Here is a 25,218-nt window from a genome sequence, read left to right as displayed (position 1 = left end):
CGCTAGGCATTCAATTTTGACGCATATGGCGCAGGGGGCCGCTGCGGCTGGAAAAGACCATGCCGCTGAGCACAATGACAAGGGCCGCGGCACCGCCGGTATGCATGACCGCGGCGAGCAAGGGCCAGCCCAGCACGGCGTTGCTGATGCCAGTGATGGCCTGCAGCAGTATGAGCCCGGCCAGCCAGCGCGCCGATGTGCGAAATGCGGGCACGCGGTGCAGGCAAAAGGCGAGGACCAGAAATACGGCAAACACGAGATAGGCCACCAGGCGGTGCACATAGTGAATGGCGGTGAGCGCCTCAAAGCCGATATTGGCGCCGTCATGGCCCGCACCGAGTTCGCGCCACAGCGTGAAGCCCTGGCGGAAGTCCATGGCCGGCCAGAGCGACCCTTGGCAACCCGGAAAGTTGGTGCAGGCCAGCACGGCGTAGTTGGTGCTGACCCAGCCGCCCAGGGCAATTTGCACCCAGAGCAAGGCGAAGGCCGCGATGACGGCGAGGCGCAGGCCGGCAGAAAGCGTCGTGGCGCTGACACCCTGCGCTTGCGCATAACGCACCGCCTGCGCGCGCAACAGGGCCAGCAGAACCAGGCCGCCCAACAGATGCAACGTGACGATGGCCGGAAACAACTTCATGGTCACGGTGAGCGCGCCGAAAGCGCCCTGCAGGCACACCCAGATCAGCGTGACAGCAGGCCACCAGAATGAGACCGGTGTGCGCTTGCGCTCCAGCCAGCTTGCCACCGCGAGCGTAAGAATAAGCACACCAACGCCGGTCGCCAGATAGCGGTGGATCATCTCGATCCACGCCTTGGAATGCGTCACGGGGCCGGTCGGCATGGCAGTCTGCGCGGCCTCAATGTGGATCTGCGCACCCACTGGGCTGACGCTTCCATAGCAACCAGGCCAGTCAGGGCAACCCAGGCCCGAATCAGTGAGCCGGGTAAACGCACCGAAGATCACAAGGTCAAACGTGAGGAACAAGGTCACCAACGTCAGCACCCGCAAACGCTGCGCTACCGGCGCATTCTTGTTGTGTACCCACACCCAGGCCAACGGCCCCATCGCCACCACCAGCCCCATGATCATCAGGCGCAGGGCAGGACTCAGGTCGTAAAGGTTTTGTGCAGCCATGACTAAAAAGAATCAACCATTGCCACGCGTGCTGAAGCTCCAGGCCAGCAGGGGCCGCGGCGGAACCGGCTTTGCCGGGCCGCAGGCGCAGCGGCCCCCTCGGGGGGCAGGGAGCTACACGCAGTGAGCGACCGTGGGGGCTTCATCTACCTGCCCTCTTTGTCCCAGCTGCTGGAGGCGCGCAGCAGGCGCTCCAGGTCGCGCTTGGCCTTGGCGGCGGCGGCGACGTCCATGCCGGCCGGGAAACGCATCATCCAGTTGCCGATGGGGTCGACCAGATAGAGATGATCCTCCAGACGCTGGCCCGCAGCGGGCTCCAGCCACTTGGCGAGTTCAGCTGGCGCCACACGCAGCACCGCCGACGAAGCCAGCGCGGGGAGCAAGGCATCACGCACCGGCGTTTCGTCCACCACCAGCCAGACGCGATCCAGGCGCTCTTTTTCCTTGCCGAGGGACTCGCGCAGCTGTCGCTGGAAATACAGGTTCTGCTCGCACCGCGCACCGCAGGCGCCGCCGGCCACACTGATGAGCAGCCACTGGTCCTTCAGTGCCGTCAGCGTGCCGGCGCGGCCGTCCAGCGAGCGCGTGGCCAGCGGCGGCAGCGGACGCTGCGGGTCAATCAGATCGCCGAAATTGCGGCGGCCTTCGGGCCGGATCAGGTAGTAGGTGACGTAAGACGCGATGACCGGTGCGGCGCACACCAGCAGCACGGCCAGCATTTTCCAGCGGCCTGCCACGGTGCTGGGTGCGCGCGTACTGGACTGATCCAGCACAGGCATGGCATGCACGGTCAGGCCCAGGGGCTGGTCTTGCAGTCCGGCTGCGGCAGCGTGGACGGGAGGAGTATCAGGGGTATGAGGGGTAGCAGGCGTATCGTTTGTCACGGCAATTGATCGCGGCGTTTACCGCGCATGTGGGTACGAAAAGGAAGGACCAGCTGAAACCAGCCATACAAAAGAACCACCAGGCCGCAAAGACCGAACCACTGGAAGGCATAGCCGTAGTGCTTGTCCACGCCCAGATTGGGCGCGGCCCACTCGCGCAGCAGGCCTTCGCTGGGCGCACCGGTCTGCAGCAATGAAACATCCAGCAGCGGCAGGCCGGTTTGCGCCCGGAAAGCAGGCAAGTCGAGATTTTGCCGTATGCGCCCACTCTCGGTACCCTGGAACTCATAGAGCCTGGAAGGCGGCGGGGCCATACGGCCCTCAACCGTCACGATGCCCGGCGGCGTTGAAACATCCGGCAGGCGTATGCGGTCGGCAAAGTTGCGCGGTACCCAGCCACGCTGCACCAGGATGGCCTGCGGACTGCCTTCCAGCACCAGTGGTGTTACCACCAAAAAACCCGTCTTGCCGCCCATGGGCCTGTTGTCGAGATACACCGTGTGCTCGGCGCGCCAGCTGCCCTTGAGGATGGCTGGCCGGTGAATGTCATCAGCAAGGCTCTGGCTCGTAAGCAGCGAATGCACATCCAGCGCTGGAAGCCGGCCTTTGGAATCGACGGCGGCCTGCAGCGCTTCTTTTTGTGCGGCGCGGCGCAGCTGCCATTGCCCCAGCGAAAAGGTCGTGCCGGCCACCGCCAGTGCGGCCACCGTGAGAATCCAGAAGCGCGGGGAGTGCAAAGCACGTGTCATGAGCCGATAATCCTGTTCATGACTTACCTGATCGCACTGGCGTTTATCGCCATTTTTGCCAGCCTGGCCTCCGCACTGTTTTTCATGCTCAGGGGCGGCAAGGGCAGTGAAGGCGCCGAAAGCAGCAAACGCAAAAACAGCAACATGGCGCGCGCACTGGCGTTCCGTATCGGGTTTTCTGTGTTGCTGTTTGTTTGCATTCTGATTGCGTGGAAGCTTGGTTATATCCAGCCCACCGGCATCCCTGCTGGTAAATAACCGCCACTCTGAGTGGCGAAATAAATAACAAAGGCCGCATCAAGCGGCCTTTGGTTGAGCGGCCCAGGCCGCGATTGGTTCCGCCTTACAGCCAGTAAACCAGGATGTAGAGGCCCAGCCACACCACATCCACAAAGTGCCAGTACCAGGCGGCGCCTTCAAAGCCGAAATGCTTTTCAGGGGTGAAATGGCCTTTTTGCAGGCGCAGCGTGATGAAGAACAGCATCAGCATACCGACGAACACGTGAAAACCGTGAAAGCCTGTGAGCAGGAAGAAAGTCGAGCCGTACACGCCGGACGACAGCTTCAGATTCATCTCATGATAGGCATGGAAATACTCGTAGCCTTGTACGAACAGGAAGACCAGGCCGAGCAGCACCGTCGCCCACATAAAGGCAATGGTTCGTGCGCGCTTGCCTTCGATCAAGGCATGGTGGGCGATAGTGATGGTGACGCCAGAGCTCAGCAGCAGCGCCGTGTTGACGGTGGGCAAGGAACCCATGATGCTGGCCCAGATGCCGCCACCTATCACCAGCGGCTTCATGGCCGTGAAGGGCTCAACGATGTCGGCAGGCGATGTCGTGGCACCAGCCACGATAGACGGCCAGGCCGCCCTGAAATCAGGCCAGAGCAGCGCATTTTCCAAACTACCCAGTGCGGGCAACGAGTGCGAGCGGGCCCACCACAACGCAGTGAAGAACGCGCCGAAGAACATCACTTCCGAGAAAATGAACCAGCTCATGCTCCAACGGAAGGACATGTCGATCTTGCGGCCGTACATGCCGCCTTCGCTTTCGGCGATGGACTGGCTGAACCAGCGGAACAACGTGACCAACCACCACACCATACCGAAGGCCAACGACCACATGCCCCAGTGCGCACCATTGATCCATTGGCCGGCGCCGAGGATGACAAAAAACAGGCCGATAGACGCCATCACCGGATGGCTCGATGGGCTGGGAACAAAGTAGTGGGGGGTTGACCCGTGGGTTGCTGATGACATCGCTCGACTCCTGTTTTTCTCTCGAATTTTCAATAATCTTTTAATTTGCGCCGTGAGGCATTTGTGCGAATGCCGCGCTAGTGCGCGACCATCCATTTCGCCAGCAGCACCAGGACCGCGACAAACACCACCACAGCAATCAACCCGACCACAATGATGTGGAGGGGATTCAAATTTTTCACGTCTTCTTCGTAGTCGCCACGCGCACGCAGTCCCACAAAAGACCAGGCCACGGCCTTGACCGTACGCCAGAAGGAGGGTTTTGCGGGGGTTGCGGCCATGCTCATGCGCCTGCCTGTCTTTCAGGGGGGGCGGCGGCAGTCGTCGCCTTGGGCGTGACGGGCGCGGCCGGCGTTTTTCCGCCCACTTCAAAGAAGGTGTAGGACAGCGTGATCGTGCTCACGTCCTTCGACAGTTTCGGGTCAATCACAAACACCACCGGCCACTGCTTTTTCTCACCGGGCGCCAGGGTGTACTGACTGAAGCAAAAGCATTCCAGCTTGTTGAAATGTGCCCCGGCCTGGGCCGGCGCATAGCTGGGAATCGCTTGCGCGGACATGGTCCGGTCTTGCACATTCTGGAACTCGTACATCACCGTGGTCAGCTCGCCGGGATGAACCTGCAATGTGTTTTGTGCCGGCTTGAAGTGCCAGGGGCCGCGCGAGTTCGCGTCAAATTCGACCGTGATGGTGCGGGTGCGGTCTACCTGCGTATTGGCCGGCAGGCTGGACGTCGCGCCGGGAATCTGCCGGTCAGATAGCGCCAGCACGTTGATGCCGGTCATCTCGCAGATCGCCTTGTAGATGGGCACCAACGCGTAACCGAAGGCAAACATGCCGAGCACGATCACGCCCAGCTTGCCCATCATGTTGAAGTTTTCGCGCTTGAGCCGCATCACATCAGTACTGGTTTGAGATTGAGGTCGACCTGGCGGCTCAACGGCTCAGGAAAATCATCTTGGCCATGAAGCCGGCAAAAAAAACCAGCGCGACCGAAGCCAGTATCAGGGCCAGCCTCAGGTTGCTCTTCTTTTGTTCAGGTGTCGTCATGGGGATTACCGTTGGGTTCAATCAGCCGATCACGCGGGTTGCCGAGGCATCCAGCTTGGGCGGTGTTTCATAGGTGTGGAAAGGTGCGGGCGACGGAACTTCCCACTCGAGGCCTTCGGCGCCCTTGCCGCCTTCGTCCACCCAGGGGTTCTGCCTGGCAGGTGCACCCTGGCCGCGCATCGTGGGCACCACAATGAACAGGAAGAAGTACAGCTGGGCAAATCCGAAGAAGAACGCGCCCACGCTGGCCACGGCATTGAAATCCGCGAACTGCATGGGGTAGTCGGCATAGCGGCGCGGCATGCCGGCCAGGCCCAGGAAGTGCATCGGGAAGAAGGTCACGTTGAAGGAAATCAGCGACCACCAGAAGTGGATCTTGCCGCGGGTTTCGTTGTACATGACGCCGGTCCATTTGGGCGACCAGTAGTAGTAGCCGGCAAACAAGGCATAGAGCGAACCAGCCACCAGCACGTAATGGAAGTGAGCCACCACGTAGTAGGTGTCCTGCAGTTGCGTGTCGATCGGTGCGACCGAGAGGATCACGCCCGTCAGGCCGCCGATGGTGAACACGAAGATGAAGCCCACCGCAAACAGCATGGGAGTTTCAAAGGTCATGGAGCCGCGCCACATCGTGGCGATCCAGTTGAACACCTTCACGCCCGTGGGCACGGCGATCAGCATGGTGGAGTACATGAAGAACAGCTGGCCCGTAACCGGCATGCCGGTGGTGAACATGTGGTGAGCCCACACAACGAAGCTCAGGATGGCGATGGAGCCGGTGGCGTACACCATGGAGGCGTAGCCGAACAGGCGCTTGCGCGAGAAAGCCGGGATGATCTGGCTGATGATGCCGAAGGCCGGCAAGATCATGATGTAAACCTCAGGGTGGCCGAAGAACCAGAAGATGTGCTGGTACATCACCGGGTCGCCGCCGCCGGCGGGGTTAAAGAAGCTGGTGCCGAAGTGGCGGTCCGTCAGCGTCATGGTGATGGCGCCTGCGAGCACCGGCATCACGGCGATCAGCAGGTAGGCGGTGATCAGCCAGGTCCAACAGAACATCGGCATCTTCATCAGCGTCATGCCGGGAGCGCGCATGTTGAGGATGGTAACGATGATATTGATCGAACCCATGATGGACGAGGCGCCCAGGATGTGCATCGCAAAAATACCGGCATCCATGGACGGGCCCATTTGCAACGTGAGCGGCGCGTAGAGCGTCCAGCCTGCGGCGGGTGCGCCACCAGGCATGAAGAACGACCCCACCAGCATGATGCCGGCCGGGATCAACAGCCAGAAGCTGAAGTTGTTCATGCGGGCAAAAGCCATGTCAGCCGCGCCGATCTGCAGCGGGATCATCCAGTTGGCGAAACCCACGAAGGCCGGCATGATGGCGCCGAACACCATGATCAGGCCGTGCATGGTGGTGAGCTGGTTGAACAGTTCGGGGTTGACCAGTTGCAGGCCGGGCTGGAACAGCTCAGCGCGGATCAGCAAGGCCAGCACGCCACCGAACATCAGCATAAAGAAGCTGAACAACAGGTACAGCGTGCCAATATCCTTGTGGTTGGTCGCAAATACCCAGCGACGCCAGCCCGTCGGGGCATGGTGATCGTGGTCATCATGTGCGTGATCGTGATGGTCTAGAACTGCACTCATCTTGGCTTCCTTTGGTGGCTTGTGCCTGTAGCTTGTCTTTTGCGGCCGGCAAGGTCACGCCGGCGAAATGATGGAATCTGCGGGTAACGCCTGAGGCTTACTTACGAGCCGCCTGTATTTCCGCGGGCTGGACGATCTGGCCGGTCTGGTTGGACCAGTTGTTCTTGGAGTAGCTGATCACGGCGGCGATGTCGGTGTCGCTGAGCGCCTTCCAGGAAGGCATGGCGCCGCCGGCTGCACCATTGAGCACGGTCTGGATCTGCTTCTTGTGGTCTGCGTCGAGAACAATCGGCGAGCCGTCCAGCGGCTTGATCGGGCCAGCGCCCTTGCCGTTGGCCTGGTGGCAGGCCGCGCAGTTGGCGGCGTAGACTTTTTCGCCGCGGGCTTTCAGGTCAACCAGCGTCCAGACCTTGGAAGGATCATCGGCCTTGGCGGCGGCTTCCTTGGCCTTGACGGCGACCCAGGCGCTGTAATCGGCGGCGGACACGACCTTCACGTGGATGGGCATGTAGGCGTGTTCCTTGCCGCAGAGCTCCTGGCACTGGCCGTAGAAGTCGCCGACTTGCTCGGCACGAAACCAGGTGTCACGCACAAAACCGGGAATCGCATCCTGCTTGATGCCGAAGGCCGGCACGGCAAAAGCGTGGATCACGTCGCTGGCGGTGGTGATGATGCGGATTTTCTTGTTGACGGGAACAACCAGCGGGTTGTCGACCTTGAGCAGGTAGTTATCGGGAGCTTCGCCGGCCTTGGGGCCGCCGTTGTCGGACATTTCGCGGTGCGTGTTGTCAAGCGTGGAGACAAAGCCGATGCCTTCGCCTTCGCCCTTGATGTAGTCGTAGCCCCATTTCCACTGGATGCCGGTGGCCTTGATGGTGAGGTCGGCAGCGGTGGTGTCCTTCTGGGCGACCAGCACCTTGGTGGCCGGCAGGGCCATGGCGATCACGATGATGAAGGGGACGATGGTCCAGGCAATTTCAACAGCGGTGGATTCGTGGAAATTGGCCGATTTGTGGCCGACCGACTTGCGGTGTTTCAGGATGGAATAGAACATCACCCCGAAAACAGCCACAAAAATCACGAGGCAGATGGCCATCATGAACCAGTGCAGCCACTGCTGCTCTTCGGCAATTTTGGTCACGGCCGGGTGCAAATTCAGCTGATTGACGGCCGGGCCGCCCTTCAGGTCGTTGACGGCGTAAGCGGCGGTGCTGACCCAGGCGGCCGCAGATGCCAGAATTGCGCCTGCATGCTGCATGCCAAGCCGTGTCATTTTGCTCATGGTGTTGCTTACGTTCATCGTGATCACTTTTTCTGCTTCAATTACCGACCAAATTAACCGGCTGATTATAAAGTTAGCGGCAAGCCCTCCTGCCGCACCTGAACTGACACAAGTCTTTCAGGAACTGTCAAACACTCCGCAACGCCATGCGAATCTCGCGGGCCAGCGCGGGCCGCAGCTCTGGCCGTACATGCCGCCCCACCTGGACAGACCGCCCCTGCCCGGACACCTCAATCAGCGACCCATCCCCATCCTTGGGCTCGATCCGGACCCATTCGCGGTTGAATTCAGCCCGCTCCGTGCGCCCTGCCGTTTCCAGCTCCACCACCAGCCGCTCGCCCTGCAGGACGATTTTTTCACCGTCCCCCGCATGCCGGGCATACGCCACAAAGGCGGCTCCCACCGCGACCAGCTCGATCCAGGCAAAAGGCATCACCATGGTGGCACCCTGCAGCCAGAAAAATCCGGCAATACCCAATGAGACACCGCACAAAGACACATACAGCCAGCCCAATTGGGCCGGTGTGAGTGAACAGTGACGCTTGAGAAGCCACAGCACAGCATCGTGGCTGTGGGCGCCCTGTGCGGGCAAGGTGGCAAAACGAAACGCTGGTGTTGGCTGCAGCATGTGGCAACCCTCAAAAAAACTGCGGTTAACGCTGGGCATTGACCGCATGAGGCTTGGGAACATACCCAAAAATTCAGCTTTGAATTGTAGCCGGGTTTACCTTGCCGCCCCTTCTGAAAACCCGTCAACACCAGGGATTGGGAGCGCCTGCGCAACACCTGCCGGGCACCTAGCCGCCGGAGCGCTGGCCCTGCAGCATGCTGCGCATATCGGCGACCGACACCGCGCTGAGCGGACTGACCTTGATCCGCGGCGGCGCCTTGAGCGCGTGGCCATAAATGATTTCAAAGGTGAGGGACAGCCGCCCGTCTTCGCCCCTGACGAGATGGCGGGACAGCGCGCTTTCAAGCTGCGCCTTCCAGGCCCGGCCCCTCAGGGCAGGAAACCGCGCCGGGTGAAAGTTGCGGCCCAGTTCCCTGATGTCTTCCAGCAGCCTCGCGGGGGTCGCATAGGTGAGCGTGATGCGCTCCATGTCCATCACGGGTTCGGCAAACCCCGTCTGCACCAGCATATCGCCCCAGTCATGCATGTCGGTCAGTTCATGCCCGGCCGGCGGCCAGCCCAGCTGCGCATACACCTCGCGCAACTCCTTCGCGGTATCCGGGCCCAGGCAGGAAAACATCAGGAAACCGTCCACCTTCAGCGCCTGGTGCCAGCGCGCCAGCAGGGCCTGCGGATCGGCCGATTCGTGCAGCGCCATGTTGGCCCAGAGCATGTCGGCAGTTCCTGCCGGCGGCGCCTCAAAATGCACGGGAGCCGCCAGCCACCGGCGCGGACGCCACCACGGTTTTGCTATATTTTTGATAGCTGCTTGCGCCCGTTCAGAGCTGCTCTCAACCACAAAACACCTAGATTTTGGGTAGGCCCCGGCCAGTTTTTCCTGCGCCTGGATCCCTCCGCGCAATGCTCCCCAGTGCACCCACGCGCGCGGCTGCAGCTTGATCCATTGCAATCGGTCCATCATGCGCCGCGCCACCTCTTCATGAAGCCACGGTGAGGCCAGCGGAGCGGTGCGGTCCCAGCGGCTGACGGCGATCGGGTCGAGCGTGGGTGGGCGCTGTGTAGGGGTCATGGAAAGAGCAAAAAGGGCAAAGTAAGCGCGGGGCCCGCCGAGGCAAGCGGGGAAGGTACGCGAGTATATTGACACGGTGTTCACACGCCTGCTTGCTCCCGCCGCATTCCTGTCCCCGCCGACCGGCCGCTTTGGCGGCTTCCCCGGCCTGGCCAGCCAGTGCGCTGTATGCCGCAGCTGGCCGGCGCGCCAGGTGTGCGCCGCCTGCGTGGCCCGGTTTGCCTTTGCCGTCCCACGCTGCCCCCGCTGCGCTCTCGCCTTGCCCGGTGACCTTTCCATGGGTCTTCGGGTCGGGCCGCAGCCCTGCGGCGCCTGTGTCAGCCATCCGCCGCCTCTGGACGGCGCCTTTGCCGCCGTGAACTATGCCTACCCCTGGTCCGCGCTGATTGCGGGCTACAAATTCGGTGAGCGGCACGGCTGGGCCGCTTTTTTTGCCAGCCTGCTGGCCCGGTCGCCGGGCCTAGCCGGGCTCATGGCAGAACTGGCCCCCGGCGACTGGATCGTTCCGGTGCCGCTGTCGGCGGAGCGCCTGCAGGTGCGCGGCTTCAACCAGGCCTGGGAGTTGTGTGTGGCGCTGGCCCGGCAAACACGCACGCAAGGCCAGACCGATGCCAGGCTGCTGCTACGGGTGAAGCACACGCGCCCGCAAAGCCAGCTCAAACGCAAGGACCGGCTGGCCAACGTCAAGGGAGCTTTCCAGGTGGATCCGCTGCGCACGGGGGAACTGCAGGGACGGCGCGTGGTGCTGGTGGATGACGTGATGACCAGCGGCGCCTCGCTGTATACGGCCGCACAGTCCTTGCGGGATGCGGGCGCCGCACACGTTGGCGCCGTTGTCCTTGCGCGAACTCAATAGCCCCCACGGTCGCTCACTGCGTGTAGCCTGCGGCTTCTCCCTGCCCCTTTCATCACGTGAAGGGGCCGCTGCGCCTGCGGTCTGGCAAAGCCAGTCCCGCGGCCCCTGCTGGTCTAAAGCCCCACACACGGTTCTGGTCGCCCGGAGGTATCGGTAGAGAGAGGCTGGCGGTCCGACAGAAAACCTGCGCCCGCCGCACGACAATCCAGCCATGTTCAATATTGTTCTGGTCGAGCCTGAGATCCCCCCCAACACCGGCAATGTCATCCGCCTGGCGGCCAATACGGGCTGCCGATTGCACCTGGTGGAACCGCTGGGGTTTTCGATGGACGACAAACACATGCGCCGGGCGGGGCTCGATTACCACGAGTACGCCCAAGTGCTGCGGCATGCCAGCTGGCAAGCCTTCCTCGAAAGTGAGCAACCACCTTCCGACAGGCTCTTTGCCATGACCACGCACGGCTCCGGCAGCGTCTACGACGCGCGCTTCCTGCCCGGCGACTGGCTGGTTTTCGGCGCCGAAACCCGCGGCCTGGCGCCGGAGTTACGTGAATCCTTTGCGCCACCGCAGCGCCTCAAGGTTCCCATGCTGCCGGGCCAGCGCAGCCTGAACCTCTCCAACACCGTGGCCGTTACCGTGTTTGAGGCCTGGCGGCAAAACGGGTTTTCAGGGTCGCCCGGCTTGCCCGGATGAGACATAAGTCCGCTTTTGCCAACCTTTGGACTAGCACCCCCTTGCCAGAATCTAGGTAAAAACCCTAAACTCCAATCCTTCAAGCCTAAAGTTCTCGCTGCAGGCCCGAACGTGCGGATTGCCACTACCCGGCCCTTCCTGCGTTATCCCTTCCCACCGCCCAGTCCACAAGACTGGAAGGAAAAACACAGTGAATATGGTCATCCAGCGTATTTTCGGCAACAGCACGTCCCGCCTTTCCAGCACCGCCAAAGCAGCCAACCGGCTCTCGGTCGAGCAGATCCAGGAAAGCCTGCGCACCCTTTTGCAGGATTGCGAGGATCCGCGCACCCCGCGGGTGATCTACAAGATCAATCTCGCCAAAACCCCCTCCGACCTGTGGCTGCTGCGCAGCGACCTGCACCAATGCATCGCACATGCGCATTCCCAGACGGAAGCCGCCGAACGCATCAATGGCCTGATCGGTGTTTTTGAGGGCTGGCTGCCGGCCAGTCAGCTGACGCGCATCTAGCGCCAGCGGCACATTCAGGGGTATCGCCGCACCAGCGATTCCGCCACGCATACCGGCTTGGGCGAGCCCTCGCGTTCCACGGTCACTTCCCAGGTCATTTGCATGCCGGCGTTGTCAATCGCCTCGGCAGCCAGCAGTTTCATGCGTGCCCGCAGGCGGCTGCCGACGGGCACCGGCGCGGTAAATCGCACCTTGTTGAGCCCGTAGTTCACGCCCATGCGCGAGCCGGCAATCTCAAACGACGACTCGAAAAAACGCGGCAGCAGTGACAAGGTCAGGAACCCATGGGCGATCGGCCCGCCGAACGGGCCGGCCGCTGCCTTTTCAGGGTCCACATGAATCCACTGGTGGTCGCCCGTCGCTTCGGCAAACAGGTTGACCTGTTGCTGCGTGATGGTGATCCAGTCGCTGACGGCGACTTCCTGGCCGGTGCAGGCGGCCAGGTCGGCCAGGGTTTCAAAGGTTTTCATGCCGCCACTGTAGCGACACACAGGGGCACGGCATGTCGGCTCAGCGACAAACCGGCGCGATGCTCAGAGATTCAACGGTCAAGCCACCGGCAGATGCCCTGCCACTGTTCCATGTCTTTTTCAACGCGGCTGGGTGCCACGTCAAACACCGTGAGTCCCCGCGCGGCCAGGTGAATGTAGTTCTGCGTGTCGCGCAGGTAGCCCAGCACCGGCAAACCCAGCCCTTCGACGAAACTGCGTAGCTTGTCGGCGGCAATCGTGCGTGAATCCACGCGCATGCCGACAATGCCCACCTGCATCTTGCCGGCGTGCTTGTGTTCGGCCAGCTGGTCCAGGAAGGTGCGCGTGGCAAAGATGTCGAAGACGCTGGGCTGCAGCGGCACGATGACCTTGTCAGCCAGCTTCAAGACCTCGTTAAAGCGCGAACCATGCAACCCGCCGGGCGTGTCGAGCACCACATGCGTCGTGCCCTTGGGGGGTTTGACGATCAGGTCTGCATTCACATCCCAGGTGGCAATCGGCCGGGCGGCGGGCGGCCGCAGCCCCAGCCACAACCGTGAAGACTGCTGCCGGTCGGCGTCTCCCAGCATGACCGCATGGCCCTGGCTGGCAAAGTATCCGGCAACATTGGTGGCCAGCGTCGTTTTGCCGACGCCCCCCTTCGGATTGGCGATCACAACCACGGGCATGCGAATCTCCTCGGTTTGGAACTTGTCGTTCCTGGGAACTCTTGGTCTTGCTTTTCCGCTATGGTAACGGCATGGACACAGTTCTCACAACCACTGATAAATCGGCGGGCAACACGGCAAATCCTGATATTTATGTCATTGCGGCCCATCCCGCCTGGCGCGAATCACGGGTCAACCGCCCGCTGATGGAGGCTGCGAAGGCCCTGCCCCGTGTCCAGGTGCAGGATCTGTATTCGAGCTATCCCGACTATGCCATCGACGTGCCCAAAGAGCAGGCCGCCCTGGAACGCGCGCAACTGGTGGTGCTGCTCCACCCCATGCATTGGTACTCGATGCCCGCGCTGCAAAAGCTCTGGCTGGACGACGTGCTCACCTACGGCTGGGCCTACGGCGAAGGTGAGGAGGAAGGCGCAAAAGGCCGGGCACTGCAGGGTAAAGACCTGTGGCTGGTCGCCACCACAGGCGGCCCCGAAACGTCCTATCACTCACAAGGCTACAACCGCTACTTTTTTGATGCCTTCCTGCCGCCGTACGAACAAAGCGCCGCGCTGTGCGGCATGCGTTTTTTGCCACCTCTGGTGTTGCACGGTGCCCACAGCGTTGACAGGCAAACCGTTGCCGATCACATCGCAACCTTCCGCCAGCGCCTGCAAAGCTATCCCGACTGGCCTGAACTGGAAGACCTGGAGCAATGTGCCGCCTGCGTCGTTCCCATGAAGGATCGGCCAGTGGAGCACCCTGACCATGTCAAAGCCGAGAGCCAATTTTCCGTCGGGCCGCCCCAGGGAAAATTAGCCCCTTTTGAAAGTGAGAGGGGCAGCGTACCGCCGAAGGCACACGAAGTGAAAAGCGTGGGGGCTCGATAACTATGGAGCATGCACCAGCCTGGCTGACCAACAGCTTTATCTACCTGGCCGCCGCGGTGATTGCCGTGCCCCTGGCCAAAAAACTCGGCCTCGGCTCCATCATCGGCTACCTGGCCGCCGGCATCGCCATAGGCCCCTGGGGCCTGGGGCTGGTTACCAATGTGCAGGACATCCTCCACTTCGCCGAGTTTGGCGTGGTGTTGATGCTGTTCCTGGTGGGGCTGGAGCTGGAGCCCAAACGCCTGTGGAATCTGCGCCGACCCATCTTCGGCTGGGGCAGTGCCCAGGTGCTGGGGTGCGCCGCCCWGCTCACGGGCGTCGCGATGGCATTTGGCGTGAGCTGGCAGATTGCGCTGGTGGCCGGCCTCGGGCTGGCGCTGTCATCCACCGCCATCGCACTGCAGGCCATCGGCGAGCGCCATCTGATGCCGACGTCGAGCGGCCAGGCCGGGTTTTCCATCCTGCTGTTCCAGGACGTGGCAGCCATCCCGATTCTCGCGCTGTTGCCCCTGCTGGGCGCAATCGGTGGAGAAAATGAGGCTGTAGCGCATACCAGTCGTGCGCTGGAAGCTATCAAAATCGTAGCAGCCATCGCCGGCATCATCCTGGGCGGCCGCCTGCTGCTGCGGCCCCTGCTGCGCTGGATCGCCAACAGCGGTACACCCGAAATTTTCACCGCAGCCTCGCTGCTGCTGGTGGTGGGCATTGCGGCGCTGATGCAGTTCGTCGGCCTGTCGATGGCCCTGGGCGCTTTTCTGGCGGGTGTCCTGCTGGCGGAAAGTGAATACCGCCGCGAACTCGAAACCGATATCGAGCCTTTCAAGGGTCTGCTGCTGGGCCTGTTCTTCATTGCCGTCGGCATGAGCATCGACTTTGGCGTGCTCTGGAAGTCGCCCGGGCTGATGGCCGCCATTCTGGTGGGCTTCCTCGGCCTGAAACTGATGGTGATTTACGGTCTGGCGCGCCTCATGAAGCTGCCTTTCCAGGAACGCCCGGTGTTCGCGGTGCTGCTGGCGCAGGGCGGCGAGTTCGCCTTCGTGGTGTTCCAGGCAGCAGCCGGGGCGCATGTGTTTTCCGCTGAGATCGCCTCACTGCTGATAGGCGCGGTGGCGCTGTCCATGCTGCTGAGCCCGCTGCTGCTGGTGGCCGTCGACAAGCTGCTGCTGCCGCGCTGGGCCGGCTGCGACACGCCGCAACTCGAAGAAATCTCCGAGCAGCAGGAGGCGCCGATCATCATTGCCGGTTTCGGCCGCTACGGCCAGATCGTCGGCCGCATGCTGCTGGCCCAGGGCATTCCGGCCACCGTGCTGGACCACGACGCGGAAATGGTCGAAACCGTGCGGGCTTTCGGCTACCGGGTGTTTTACGGCGATGCGACGCGGTTGGACCTGCTGCGCACGGCCGGCGCGGCCACAGCCAAAATCCTGGTGTTGTCGGTCGACGACATGGAGCAATCGCTCAAGATCGTCGACCTGGCGCGCGAGCATTTTCCGCAGATGCAGATCGTCGCCCGCGCGCGTGACGTGACGCACTGGAACGCGCTGCGTGACCGCGGCGTGATGCAGGTGGAACGTGAGGTGTTCGAGTCCAGCCTGCGCAGCGCGCGCACGGTGCTGGAACTGCTGGGCCAGCCGCCGCACGAAGCGCGCCAGGCGGCGATGCGCTTTCGCCGGCACAACCTGGAGCTGTTCGAACGCATGTACCCGCACCGCAAGGACCGCACCAAGGTCATCGCCGTGGCCACCCAGGGGCGTTTACAACTGGAAGAGCAGCTGGCCCAGGAGCGCCAGCAACAGGCACAGCGCCGGCCTGCTGCCTGGCACGCCCAGGAATCCGAATAAAAAAACAGCTCCAGGCCTTTAGTGACGGGCGCGAGCAGCTATTGATTTTATAGCACCCACCTGCTCAGGGATATCGAACGGCAATTACCGGTTCGACTGCTGCTCGGCGTCACGCCGCCGCTGCTCCATGGCCCGCCGTTCCACACAGGCCGGATGCTGGGCGAAGCCCGGCTTGGCACACTGCTCAGACATGCAGATCTGGAAACCGAGGAGGATGCGCCCTTCACAGGCCTGCCGCGGATTGCCGGCCGCGGCCTGCGGCGCCGGCGTGGCAGCGTGGTCGGTCGCCGAAGGGGAAGGGGTAGCGGCGGATTTGGGCTGAGCCTGCTTGGCCTGCCGCTCTTTTTCCAGTGCAGCTTTTCGGGTGGCGGCCGCAGCCGCAAGCGCCGCCCTGGAGGCCGCAGACAGGGGTGCCCGCGCCACAGAAGAAGAGGCAGCCGAAGCCGCAGGCTGGGCCTGCGCAGCTTGCACTGCGGGTGCAGCTGCAGCAGGCGCCGCGGACACTACGGGCGAAGTGGACGCTGCCGGCGTGGCCACCGCCGCGCCGGGCGCTGCCTTGGCCGCTATATTGGCCGCTTTATTGGTCGGTATGGCAGACGGGGCGGCAGGGGCAGCTCGGCCGGAAAGGGATTTCCATCCAAGGCCGATGACGGCCAGCGCTACCAGGCCCGCCAGACCCCACACCAGGTAACGGTAGGGTACAGGTGAAGCTGCCTTTGCAGGTGTCGTTGCGACCCCGGGCGACGCCAGGGGGCTGCGCCGCCGTGCCGATTTTGACTTTATCGGCGGCCGTGCGGCGTCGTTGGTATTCGCGGCTGGGCTCTTGGCGGGAATTGCAGCTGCACCTTGCGTTGGCCGCCCGCTGGCAGGCTCAGGTGCTGCCGGGCTCACGGGTGCATCGCTGAACACGGTCTCCGGCCAGTCGGTGGATGCGTCATGCGCTTCCTGGTCCGGCTGAGCTGCCGCAGCGACCACCGGTGTCCCCAGGCGCGTGGCATCCGGGTCATCGGCGGCGGGTTTCACCGGCACATGAGGCGGCAAAGGCGCCTTGGCTGCCGCCTCTTCAAGGGCCTTCCAGGCCATGTCGGTGTCGGTCCCGGAGGCGGATGCGCTGGCAGACACTGGAGGGGCTGGCGGGGCTGGTTGTGTATCGGGCCGCGGAACAATCAGCGTTCCTGTACCCAGGCGCCGGCCGATGTCCGAGTCGTCTGCGCCAGGCACGCCGAGTTTTTTGAGGCGGCGGCGCGCCAGGTCGGCATAGATACCCGACGGGAACTTGGCCAGAAAGCCCTGGATGTCTTCCACATCCATGGACTCCTTGATGTCTTTCCAGTAGACGAGCTCGAGCTCCTGCGTCACGACCGAGATGTTGGCGCTGGTGCCCGACGGCTGGTCAACCAGCGCTTCGCCGGACAGCATGGTGGAAGTCCAGGTTGAATTGCTGCCGGGCCCGGGCGGCACGGCGGACGGAACCACCGAGATATCGGGCGCCTCGCGTGCCGCGGCCTGCAGCGCAGCAAGGAACTCCTGCGCGCTGGCATAACGCTGGTCGCGCGATTTGGCCAGGGCCTTGGCCACCACGGCATCCAGCGCTGCGGGCAATTGGGCATTGAACGCACCCGGCATGACCGGGGTATGCCCGACGATCTGCTGGATGGTGGCGAAGTCGGTGTCACCGTCAAACGGCCGCTTCCCGGTGAGCAATTGATACAGCACGATGCCGGCGGCAAACAGGTCTGCACGGGCATCAATCGGCCGGCCCTGCACCTGCTCGGGCGACATGTATTTCAGCGTTCCGACCATGGAACCCTGCGTACGGGTGGCTTCGCCGGAATCCTGGATGCGCGCCACACCAAAGTCGGTGAGCTTGACACGCCCGCTCGTCTCGATCAGCAGGTTGGCCGGTTTGATGTCGCGGTGGACGATGCTTTGCCTGTGCGCGTATTCGAGCGCCGAAAGCAGGTCGCCCATGATGCCCAGGGTTTGCTCCAGGGTGTAGAGGTTGCCCTTGTCCAGGTGATGCTTGAGGTCGTCGCCATCGACAAATTCCATGACCAGGAAGGCAATGTCGCCGTCGCGGTCGGAGTCATAGACGCTGACAATATGCGGATGCTGCAGGCGCGCCGCAGACCGGGCCTCGGTGCGAAAACGCACTTCATACTCTAAGGCGGCCTCTTCCGACAGATTTTCGACCTTGATGGTCTTGATCGCCACGCGGCGGTCAAGGTTGGGATCCCGCCCCTCATACACCAGCCCCATCGCCCCCTTGCCGAGGACGCGGATGAGATCGTAACGGCCAAGTTTCTTGAGACTCATGAGGGAATGGAAATGGACGTAACTGGCAGAAACCGTGCTGCGGGCCTGAGGGGGACGCCTACGTCTTGAAACAAAAAACGATTCTAGCCTGCATCATGCAGCGAAAAAGGTCCGGAATCCGACCTCTTCCGCGGATCAGGTCCTGATGGAAAACGTGACAAGCGGGGCATTTTCGTCGGTGCGCTCGCAGCCCGGCACGATCTGGCCGCTGCCAACCAGGTAGCACTCGGTGCGCCGCAGCACCACCGCCTCACTCTGGTTGCCCAGGTACACCCAGGTGCCGTAGCTGGAAGCGTCCGTCAATACAAAATGCCCGCCACGCCATTCGAGGGTGGCATGCATGCGCGAAACACGGGGATCGTTCAAGGTCAGCGCCGCATCGGCGGCCCGGCCCAGCGCCAGCTTGCTGCTTTTCGAATCCAGCCTGACGGTTTGCTCCGCAAAGCTGAGTTCGAGGAAGGCCTGGCTGGGTGAGGAGAACATCGAACGCCCGGCCATCGTGGCATCCTCGTCGCGGCCAGCCTGCCATTCGACCCGGTAGACATGGCTGGCTTCAGCCCTGCCGCGAAGGTACATGGGGCCCATGCTGCGCAGCGATGCCCTCTGGACGGGCAACAGGGCGGTCCAGACGTTTTCGGTCGTGAGGATCTGGGCGGCACCCGCAAGGTCTGCGAGCCTGGCGGCCGAATTGACGGTGTCACCGAAACAGTCGCCGTCGATTTCAACCACTTCACCCGACTCGATACCCATCTGCATCTGTACGGGGGTGCCGCTGCCGCCCGGCTTGATCGGTTTTTCCTGAAGGCGTTTCTGGATACTGATGCAGGCCGACAGCGCGTCACCTTCGTTGGGGAACACCACAAAGAGGCCATCACCCAGCAACTTGACCACCCGCCCCTGGTGTTGCTGGAAAACCTGGCTCAGCACGCCGATGAGCTGGGTCACGAAGTGCGATGCCGTTTCATCGCCCAGCCGTTCGAACATGCTGGTGCTGCCCACAAGATCCGCAAAAACGACTGTAGTCATGAAGGGCGTTAGCCGCGGTGCGCGCTTCTTGTTCTCATGGCAGCAATTCTCACAGAAATTCGCAGTGAAGAGGCCGGTGAAATTCCCGGGCTCCCCGCAAGAACCCAGCGGATGCGCCTGGTTTCACTGGCCGCAGTAGACGGGAAAGGGAAATACCGGTAAAGCAATTGCAGGGCGGTATCAGAACCTGCGCTACCTGCTTCATGCGTTTTAACGGAAAGCATCCCAAAGCAGCTTGCACCCGGTCAGCAGCATGCCGACATACAGCAGACGGTAGAAAAGCACCGGGCTGATGCTCCGGGCCATGCGCACGCCTATCCACACGCCCAGCGGCGCCAATGGCAGCAAAACCAGCGACGTCGCCATGTTGCGCAGGTCCAGCAGACCCAGCCAGGCGTATGGAATCCACTTGGAAAGGTTGATGACAAAAAAGAAGGCGGCCATGGTAGCCGTGAACTTCACCGGGCTCAGGCGCATGGGGATCACATAGGCGCTCAGGGGCGGTCCGCCTGCGTGAGATACAAAGCTCGTGAAGCCCGAGGTCACCGTCAGAATGGCGCCCAGCCACTTGGGTGGTGGCGGGCTGTCGGGCCGGGGCGGGAACAACAGGCGCTGCGCCAAAAACAACAAGGTGAATATTCCCACTACCCCGGCCACGACCCTGGCGTCCAGCACCTTGAACAACAGCGCCCCCACCACGGTTCCCATCAAACCAAAAGGGATCAGGAATTTCAGAAACTTCACATCGAAGTCCCGGCGAAAAGCCGCCAGCCCCAGCAAGTCCATCAGCAGCAGGACGGGCATCAGGATGGCAGCCGCCTGGGGCACCGTGACGGCCAGCGCCATGACGGGAACCGCAAGAGACCCGAAGCCGGCCCCAAAACCACTTTTGCTGATGCCCAACATCAGCACGGCGGGAATTGCCACGGCATAGAAGAAGGCGTCGGTGATCAGCGGAAAATCCATGGATTTATGTGAAAAACATCGGTTACCCAGAAGGGACGGGCGCAAGCAGCTATTAAAACAATAGCAAACCGGAACCGAGGATGTATTTCACCACAGGCCATCCATGCAATGGCGATCGCCTCAGGCGCCCCCGCGCGCAAGGGATGCCCAGTCACGGTCTGAGCTAGACACGCTCCAGAATCACCGCGATGCCTTGGCCTACGCCGATGCACATGGTGGCCAGCGCATAACGGCCGCCGCTCTTGTGCAACTGGTTGACGGCCGTGGTGGCCAGCCGCGCTCCCGAAGCCCCCAGCGGGTGGCCCAGCGCGATCGCGCCGCCGTTGGGGTTGACGCGCGGATCGTCGTCCCGCACACCCAGCATGCGCAGCACAGCCAGACCTTGAGCGGCAAAGGCTTCGTTGAGTTCGATCACATCCATCTGCGCCATCGTGAGACCGGTGAGCGCCAGCACTTTTTGTGTGGCCGGGGCAGGGCCGATGCCCATGATGCGCGGCGCCACACCGGCCGTGGCCATACCGACCACGCGCGCCTTGGGCGTAAGGCCATTTTTTGCGGCGGTGGCTTCGTCGGCCAGCAGCAATGCGCAAGCGCCGTCATTCACGCCGCTGGCGTTGCCAGCGGTCACCGTGCCGTCAGGCCGCACCACGCCCTTGAGCTTGGCCAGCGCTTCGAGCGAGGTCTCGCGCGGGTGCTCGTCTTTGCTCACCACGATGGGGTCGCCCTTTTTTTGGGCAATCGTCACCGGCGTGATTTCAGCGTCGAAGTAGCCGGCCTTTTGTGCGGCCACGGCCTTGAGCTGGCTGGCCAGCGCCATTTTGTCCTGGTCTTCGCGGCTGATCTTGTAGTCGGTTGCCACGTTTTCGGCGGTTTCGGGCATGGCATCAACGCCGTATTTTTCTTTCATCAGCTTGTTGATGAAACGCCAGCCGATGGTGGTGTCATACACCGCGTTAGCGCGGCTGAAGGCGCTCTCGGCCTTGGGCATCACAAAGGGCGCGCGGCTCATGCTTTCCACGCCGCCGGCAATCATCAAGGTGGCTTCGCCCGACTTGATGGCGCGTGCGGCACTGCCCAAGGCATCCAGGCCCGAGCCGCACAGGCGGTTGATGGTGGAGCCCGGCACGTCCATGGGCAGGCCCGCCAGCAAGGCGGCCATGCGCGCCACGTTGCGGTTGTCCTCACCGGCCTGGTTAGCGCAGCCGTAGAGCACATCCGTGACGGCCTGCCAATCCACGTTCGGGTTGCGGGCCATCAGCGCCTTGATCGGGATCGCGCCCAGGTCGTCGGTGCGCACGCTGCTGAGGGCGCCGCCGTAGCGGCCGAAGGGAGTGCGGATGGCGTCGCAGATGAAAGCTTGAGTCATGGTGTGTGTGCGTTGAGAGAAGTGAGATCAGGCGGCCGCAATCGGCAGGCCCACCAGTTTTTCAAGTTCGGCGTGGGTGAGCCCTTCGACGGTGTCGATCAGCTTCAGGCCCTGCGGTGTGCACTCCAGCGTGGCGATGTCGGAGTACACACGCTTGACGCAGGCGATGCCGGTCAGCGGATAGGTGCATTGCTGCACCAGCTTGCTGGCGCCCTGCTTGGTCAGCAAATCCATCATCACCCAGGTTTGCCGCGCGCCTATGGCCAGGTCCATGGCGCCACCTACCGCGGGAATCGCGCCTGGCTCGCCGGTGCTCCAGTTCGCCAGGTCGCCCGTGGCCGAGACCTGAAACGCGCCCAGCACGCAGATGTCGAGGTGACCGCCGCGCATCATCGCGAAACTGTCAGCGTGGTGGAAGAAGGAGCCGCCCTTGAGCAGCGTCACCGGCTGCTTGCCGGCGTTGATCAGGTCGTAGTCTTCCTCGCCTTCGGCGGGCGCCGGGCCCATGCCGAGAATGCCGTTTTCGCTTTGCAGGATGACCTCGCGCCCGGCCGGCAAATGGTTGGCTACCAGCGTGGGCTGGCCGATGCCGAGGTTGACGACGGCTCCGTCAAAAATGTCTTGCGCGACGCGGGCTGCGAGCTGGTCTTTGGTTCGGCGTTGGTAGGTCATGGTCATGCCGCTTTCTTGAAGCCGCCAGCCTGGGTGGCGGTGCGTGGGATTTGGACAATGTGATGTACGAAGATGCCCGGCGTGACGACGGCTTCAGGGTCCAGGTTGCCGAGCTCAACGATGTCATGCACGGTGGCAATCGTCTTCTTCGACGCGGTCGCCATCACAGGACCGAAATTGCGCGCAGCCATGCGGTAGGTGAGGTTGCCCCAGCGGTCGCCTCGCTCGGCCTTGATGAGGGCTACATCACCGTGGATCGGCATCTCGAGCACATACTGCTTGCCGTTGATTTCGCGGGTTTCTTTGGCGCTGCCGTCGGCGTTGCGTGCCAGCTCGGTGCCGAAACCCGTGGGGCAGAAGAAGGCGCCTATGCCTGCGCCGGCAGCGCGTATGCGTTCGGCCAGGTTGCCTTGCGGCACCAGTTCCAGCTCAAGCTTACCGCTGCGGTACAGACCGTCAAACACCTGGCTGTCAGCCTGGCGCGGAAAGCTGCAGATGATCTTGCGCACGCGCCCGGCCTTGAGGAGGGCCGCCAGACCTGTTTCGGCATTGCCGGCGTTGTTGTTGACGACCGTCAGGTCTTTGGCGCCCTGCTCTATCAGGCCGTCGATCAGCTCATTGGGGATGCCGGCGGTGCCGAAGCCACCAATCAGCACGGTTGAGCCGTCTTTCACCTCTGCCAGCGCATCGGCGACGGAGGCGGCAATTTTGTTGATCATTCAAAAGTCTCCAGCTGCGGGTGGCCTGCAGAAATCATCGAGCCACCGCTTAAATATTGTTCGACATAAGAACAAGAGTTCGTATAATGAATTCTAGGAGATTTTGATCACGATGGCAAACGCCGCATCCACGCCCATTACCGGTCCCAGGCCCGGAGACGCCTACGTCCAGTCGTTTGCGCGCGGGCTGGAGGTCATACGCTCGTTCAACACCGAAGCACCGCGGCAAACGCTGACCGAAGTGGCCGGGCGCAGCGGTTTGAGCCGTGCGGGCGCGCGCCGCATTTTGCTGACGCTGGAAACGCTGGGCTACGTGCACAACGACGGCAAGCTGTTCAGCCTCACGCCGCGCATCCTGGACCTGGGCTTTGCCTATCTGTCTTCCATGCCGATCTGGAACCTGGCTGAGCCGGTGATGGAAGCGCTGGTCGCGGAGGTCAAGGAGTCGTGTTCGGCCGCGGCGCTGGACGGCACGGACATCGTCTACGTGCTGCGTGTGCCGACGCACAAGATCATGAGCATCAGCCTGGGCGTGGGCTCGCGCCTGCCGGCTTACTGCACGTCGATGGGGCGGATGCTGCTGTCGGCCCTGCCTGAGGCCGAAATCATGAAATGCCTGCAGGCCTCAGAGCTGACGGCACGCACCAAGTACACCGTGACCGACATCAAAGAGCTGATGGCCAAGATCGCGCAGGCCCGCAAGCAGGGGTGGTCGCTGGTGAATCAGGAGCTGGAAGAAGGGCTGGTGTCGATGGCGGCGCCCATCACCAACCGCTCCGGCCAGACGGTTGCAGCGCTCAACATCAGCGGCCAGGCCAACCGCACCAGCGCCAAAGCCATGCAGGAAACGATGCTGCCGCAACTGCTGGCGGCAGCGCAGGCAATCTCGCGCATGTTGATCTAGACACACCCCCGTCCGGGCTCACTTCGTGTAGCCCGTTCCCCCCTCGAGGGGGCGGCGCCTAGGGCCGGCGAAGCCGGACCCGCGGCCCCTGCTGGTGTGAGACGGGGCCGTCGGTTACGACTTCTTGAAGCCGACGACGAGTACAACGGCACCCAGCACGATGGCGCCCAGGCTGAGCCACTGGGGAATGTTGACGGACTCTTTTTCTTTCACGGTCAGCTGGATGGGGCCGAGCTTGGCTGCCGTTGTGTCCTTGGTGAAGCTGAAGCCGCCGGTGAAGAAGCCGGCCAGGCCCAAAACGATCAGGACTATGCCTGTGATGCGTGCTGCGTTCATGTGAAATCTCCTCGCCGGGCTTGTGGGTCGTTATGAAGTAGCCTTGCCCCGGAACTGCGCCACTGTGATTCGTAATGTAGGCAGAGGTGCAAAAACTGTCTGTAGGACGGGACCGGTGAGCCCCGTGGCCCGAACACTGATAAGCAAACCACCACGCCGGCGTTGGAAAACCTCTGCGTGATAACCTTTCACCATGTTCACCCCCTCTCAAGCCGACGTACGCCGGTTTTTCTGCTCTGTTTATGCCAAAGCCCGCGCCGGTCAACCGATGGAAGCTATCGAAACCATAGCAAGCCAGTGGATCGAAGAGCATCCCGAATACCATGCCGACTTTGCCGACGCCGACGGCGCGCTCGACAAAATGTACGACGTGGAGGCCGGCAAGACCAACCCGTTTCTGCACTTGTCCATGCATTTATCGATCAGCGAGCAATGCTCCATCGACCAGCCGCGCGGCATTCGCCAGGCCGTCGAGCTGCTGACGGCCAAACGCAATTCGCTGCACGATGCGCACCACGAAACCATGGACTGCCTGGGGCAGATGGTGTGGGAAAGTCAGCGGGCCGGACGGCCACCCGACGGCGCGGCGTATATCGACTGCGTGCAGCGCAGAGCGACCTCGGACTAAAGCGCCACCGTCGCCCGGTGCTCAGACCAGGGCCTGGCAGACGGCGCTCACGCGCCGGTAGAGAATTTCGCCGGTGTAGAGGCCAAGCACGTCTTCGCGCTTGCAGCGCTGGGACAGGCTGCCCCGGCCTGGCCCGCTCAGAGTGACGACCGTTTCATAGCTGGCCGCAGCCTGGCTACCGTCGACGCTCAGGCTGATGGCGATCTTGTCAACTTTGAAGACTGCACGCAGGTTGGCAGCCATGAGGCCTTGAGCCCCCTCGCGCTGCAGGGCACAGATTTCCTTGCGTCCACCCTGCACCACCAAGGCCGGCGAGACCGAGTGGTCGACCACCTTGAAACTCAGGTCGCGTGCCGCCAGAGCGCATTGCGCTTCGTAGTCGTTCCGGTTGCCCAGCTCCATAGCGTGACGCAGCAGCTTGTCGACCACTGGCTCGGTGAGCTTGCCGCCGGCGCTGACCTTGTTAGGCGCGGGCTGCGCCTTTGCGACTGCAGGAGCGGGGGCCTGCATACAGGGCCGGTCGGAGTAGGTGATGCGTCCCGTTTCATCGGCGCATTTGTGCGGGCTGGCCAGCGCGTGGGGCGTGGCCAAAATCGCGCTGGCTAGCAACGCAACGCGACGTAGGTACCTGTGCATGCCGGC

General features: G+C 62.6%; 29 protein-coding genes. 8 read left to right on the top strand and 21 right to left on the bottom strand.

The window, feature by feature from the left end:
- Window positions 1-10 precede the first annotated feature (10 nt).
- From AC1DYQ_RS14485 to AC1DYQ_RS14475, 3 genes are all read right to left on the bottom strand, one after another.
- A complete protein-coding gene (locus AC1DYQ_RS14485) occupies window positions 11-1,135 on the bottom strand; it encodes a COX15/CtaA family protein (RefSeq protein WP_477687359.1) in 1,125 nt (374 codons plus the stop codon).
- 146 nt (window positions 1,136-1,281) lie between these two features.
- Window positions 1,282-1,914, bottom strand: coding sequence for an SCO family protein (locus AC1DYQ_RS14480; RefSeq protein ID WP_477687404.1), 633 nt, complete (start codon window positions 1,912-1,914; stop codon window positions 1,282-1,284).
- 101 nt (window positions 1,915-2,015) lie between these two features.
- The gene (locus AC1DYQ_RS14475) at window positions 2,016-2,768 is read right to left on the bottom strand and encodes an SURF1 family protein (RefSeq protein WP_477687358.1); all 753 of its coding nucleotides are present in this window, start codon (window positions 2,766-2,768) and stop codon (window positions 2,016-2,018) included.
- Window positions 2,769-2,786: 18 nt separating this feature from the next.
- Between AC1DYQ_RS14475 and AC1DYQ_RS14470 the strand changes: the two genes are divergently transcribed.
- Entirely contained in the window at window positions 2,787-3,026 is a 240-nt protein-coding gene (locus AC1DYQ_RS14470; RefSeq protein WP_457282216.1) for a twin transmembrane helix small protein, read from the top strand.
- A gap of 85 nt (window positions 3,027-3,111) precedes the next feature.
- On the opposite strand, the gene AC1DYQ_RS14465 is transcribed toward AC1DYQ_RS14470, so the two are convergent.
- The 8 genes from AC1DYQ_RS14465 to AC1DYQ_RS14430 all read right to left on the bottom strand — a co-directional run bounded on the left by AC1DYQ_RS14465 (window position 3,112) and on the right by AC1DYQ_RS14430 (window position 9,716).
- Window positions 3,112-4,029, bottom strand: a complete 918-nt coding sequence (locus AC1DYQ_RS14465) for a cytochrome c oxidase subunit 3 (RefSeq protein ID WP_477687357.1) — start codon at window positions 4,027-4,029, stop codon at window positions 3,112-3,114.
- Between the two features lie 77 nt (window positions 4,030-4,106).
- Window positions 4,107-4,316: a DUF2970 domain-containing protein gene (locus AC1DYQ_RS14460; protein ID WP_477687356.1), complete on the bottom strand. Its 210-nt coding sequence runs from the start codon at window positions 4,314-4,316 to the stop codon at window positions 4,107-4,109.
- Window positions 4,313-4,924 (bottom strand): cytochrome c oxidase assembly protein, encoded by a 612-nt coding sequence (locus tag AC1DYQ_RS14455; RefSeq protein WP_477687355.1) that lies wholly within the window; start codon window positions 4,922-4,924, stop codon window positions 4,313-4,315. The genes AC1DYQ_RS14460 and AC1DYQ_RS14455 overlap by 4 nt, the downstream gene beginning before the upstream one ends.
- A gap of 40 nt (window positions 4,925-4,964) precedes the next feature.
- Window positions 4,965-5,078, bottom strand: a complete 114-nt coding sequence (locus AC1DYQ_RS14450) for a cytochrome oxidase small assembly protein (protein ID WP_477687354.1) — start codon at window positions 5,076-5,078, stop codon at window positions 4,965-4,967.
- Between the two features lie 21 nt (window positions 5,079-5,099).
- A complete protein-coding gene (gene ctaD / locus AC1DYQ_RS14445) occupies window positions 5,100-6,734 on the bottom strand; it encodes a cytochrome c oxidase subunit I (RefSeq protein ID WP_477648358.1) in 1,635 nt (544 codons plus the stop codon).
- A gap of 97 nt (window positions 6,735-6,831) precedes the next feature.
- Complete coding sequence (gene coxB / locus AC1DYQ_RS14440; RefSeq protein WP_477687403.1) at window positions 6,832-8,007, bottom strand: cytochrome c oxidase subunit II; 1,176 nt, start codon at window positions 8,005-8,007, stop codon at window positions 6,832-6,834.
- A 136-nt stretch (window positions 8,008-8,143) separates the two neighbouring features.
- On the bottom strand, window positions 8,144-8,644 hold the full coding sequence (locus tag AC1DYQ_RS14435) for a DUF2244 domain-containing protein (protein ID WP_477687353.1): 501 nt from the start codon (window positions 8,642-8,644) through the stop codon (window positions 8,144-8,146).
- Between the two features lie 169 nt (window positions 8,645-8,813).
- Complete coding sequence (locus AC1DYQ_RS14430; protein WP_477687352.1) at window positions 8,814-9,716, bottom strand: methyltransferase domain-containing protein; 903 nt, start codon at window positions 9,714-9,716, stop codon at window positions 8,814-8,816.
- A 76-nt stretch (window positions 9,717-9,792) separates the two neighbouring features.
- Between AC1DYQ_RS14430 and AC1DYQ_RS14425 the strand changes: the two genes are divergently transcribed.
- From AC1DYQ_RS14425 to AC1DYQ_RS14415, 3 genes are all read left to right on the top strand, one after another.
- Entirely contained in the window at window positions 9,793-10,572 is a 780-nt protein-coding gene (locus AC1DYQ_RS14425; protein ID WP_477687351.1) for a ComF family protein, read from the top strand.
- Window positions 10,573-10,783: 211 nt separating this feature from the next.
- The gene (locus tag AC1DYQ_RS14420) at window positions 10,784-11,266 is read left to right on the top strand and encodes a tRNA (cytidine(34)-2'-O)-methyltransferase (RefSeq protein WP_477687350.1); all 483 of its coding nucleotides are present in this window, start codon (window positions 10,784-10,786) and stop codon (window positions 11,264-11,266) included.
- Window positions 11,267-11,456: 190 nt separating this feature from the next.
- On the top strand, window positions 11,457-11,777 hold the full coding sequence (locus AC1DYQ_RS14415; RefSeq protein WP_477687349.1) for a hypothetical protein: 321 nt from the start codon (window positions 11,457-11,459) through the stop codon (window positions 11,775-11,777).
- Window positions 11,778-11,791: 14 nt separating this feature from the next.
- Here AC1DYQ_RS14415 and AC1DYQ_RS14410 read toward each other — a convergent pair whose 3' ends face one another.
- Window positions 11,792-12,247: a MaoC family dehydratase gene (locus AC1DYQ_RS14410; RefSeq protein ID WP_477668308.1), complete on the bottom strand. Its 456-nt coding sequence runs from the start codon at window positions 12,245-12,247 to the stop codon at window positions 11,792-11,794.
- Window positions 12,248-12,318: 71 nt separating this feature from the next.
- Window positions 12,319-12,936: a nucleotide-binding protein gene (locus tag AC1DYQ_RS14405; protein ID WP_477687348.1), complete on the bottom strand. Its 618-nt coding sequence runs from the start codon at window positions 12,934-12,936 to the stop codon at window positions 12,319-12,321.
- Window positions 12,937-13,007: 71 nt separating this feature from the next.
- On the opposite strand from AC1DYQ_RS14405, the gene kefF reads away from it, so the two are divergent.
- Complete coding sequence (gene kefF, locus AC1DYQ_RS14400) at window positions 13,008-13,802, top strand: glutathione-regulated potassium-efflux system oxidoreductase KefF (RefSeq protein WP_477687347.1); 795 nt, start codon at window positions 13,008-13,010, stop codon at window positions 13,800-13,802.
- A 2-nt stretch (window positions 13,803-13,804) separates the two neighbouring features.
- Window positions 13,805-15,643, top strand: a complete 1,839-nt coding sequence (kefC, locus tag AC1DYQ_RS14395) for a glutathione-regulated potassium-efflux system protein KefC (protein ID WP_477687346.1) — start codon at window positions 13,805-13,807, stop codon at window positions 15,641-15,643.
- Window positions 15,644-15,727: 84 nt separating this feature from the next.
- Here kefC and AC1DYQ_RS14390 read toward each other — a convergent pair whose 3' ends face one another.
- From AC1DYQ_RS14390 to AC1DYQ_RS14365, 6 genes are all read right to left on the bottom strand, one after another.
- Window positions 15,728-17,959, bottom strand: a complete 2,232-nt coding sequence (locus tag AC1DYQ_RS14390) for a serine/threonine-protein kinase (RefSeq protein ID WP_477687345.1) — start codon at window positions 17,957-17,959, stop codon at window positions 15,728-15,730.
- Between the two features lie 135 nt (window positions 17,960-18,094).
- Window positions 18,095-18,985: an adenylate/guanylate cyclase domain-containing protein gene (locus AC1DYQ_RS14385; RefSeq protein ID WP_477687344.1), complete on the bottom strand. Its 891-nt coding sequence runs from the start codon at window positions 18,983-18,985 to the stop codon at window positions 18,095-18,097.
- 210 nt (window positions 18,986-19,195) lie between these two features.
- Entirely contained in the window at window positions 19,196-19,951 is a 756-nt protein-coding gene (locus AC1DYQ_RS14380) for a sulfite exporter TauE/SafE family protein (protein WP_477687343.1), read from the bottom strand.
- 163 nt (window positions 19,952-20,114) lie between these two features.
- A complete protein-coding gene (gene pcaF, locus AC1DYQ_RS14375) occupies window positions 20,115-21,317 on the bottom strand; it encodes a 3-oxoadipyl-CoA thiolase (RefSeq protein WP_477687342.1) in 1,203 nt (400 codons plus the stop codon).
- A 27-nt stretch (window positions 21,318-21,344) separates the two neighbouring features.
- The gene (locus tag AC1DYQ_RS14370) at window positions 21,345-21,995 is read right to left on the bottom strand and encodes a 3-oxoacid CoA-transferase subunit B (protein ID WP_477648347.1); all 651 of its coding nucleotides are present in this window, start codon (window positions 21,993-21,995) and stop codon (window positions 21,345-21,347) included.
- Window positions 21,992-22,708 carry a 3-oxoacid CoA-transferase subunit A gene (locus AC1DYQ_RS14365; protein ID WP_477687341.1) on the bottom strand — a complete coding sequence of 239 codons (717 nt, stop codon included), beginning with the start codon at window positions 22,706-22,708 and terminating at the stop codon, window positions 21,992-21,994. Before AC1DYQ_RS14365 ends, AC1DYQ_RS14370 begins: the two co-directional genes overlap by 4 nt.
- A gap of 112 nt (window positions 22,709-22,820) precedes the next feature.
- Here AC1DYQ_RS14365 and AC1DYQ_RS14360 point away from each other — a divergent pair, with 112 nt between their 5' ends.
- Window positions 22,821-23,612 (top strand): IclR family transcriptional regulator, encoded by a 792-nt coding sequence (locus tag AC1DYQ_RS14360; protein WP_477687340.1) that lies wholly within the window; start codon window positions 22,821-22,823, stop codon window positions 23,610-23,612.
- A gap of 114 nt (window positions 23,613-23,726) precedes the next feature.
- On the opposite strand, the gene AC1DYQ_RS14355 is transcribed toward AC1DYQ_RS14360, so the two are convergent.
- Window positions 23,727-23,948, bottom strand: a complete 222-nt coding sequence (locus tag AC1DYQ_RS14355) for a hypothetical protein (protein WP_436156572.1) — start codon at window positions 23,946-23,948, stop codon at window positions 23,727-23,729.
- 193 nt (window positions 23,949-24,141) lie between these two features.
- On the opposite strand from AC1DYQ_RS14355, the gene AC1DYQ_RS14350 reads away from it, so the two are divergent.
- Window positions 24,142-24,576 (top strand): DUF1841 family protein, encoded by a 435-nt coding sequence (locus AC1DYQ_RS14350; protein WP_477687339.1) that lies wholly within the window; start codon window positions 24,142-24,144, stop codon window positions 24,574-24,576.
- Window positions 24,577-24,597: 21 nt separating this feature from the next.
- Here AC1DYQ_RS14350 and AC1DYQ_RS14345 read toward each other — a convergent pair whose 3' ends face one another.
- Window positions 24,598-25,167: a hypothetical protein gene (locus AC1DYQ_RS14345; RefSeq protein WP_477687338.1), complete on the bottom strand. Its 570-nt coding sequence runs from the start codon at window positions 25,165-25,167 to the stop codon at window positions 24,598-24,600.
- Window positions 25,168-25,218 lie beyond the last annotated feature (51 nt).

Source organism: Polaromonas sp. P1_F4, from assembly GCF_056405675.1.
Note: the sequence above shows the minus strand (reverse complement) of the source record. Positions and strands in the feature narration are given on the sequence as shown.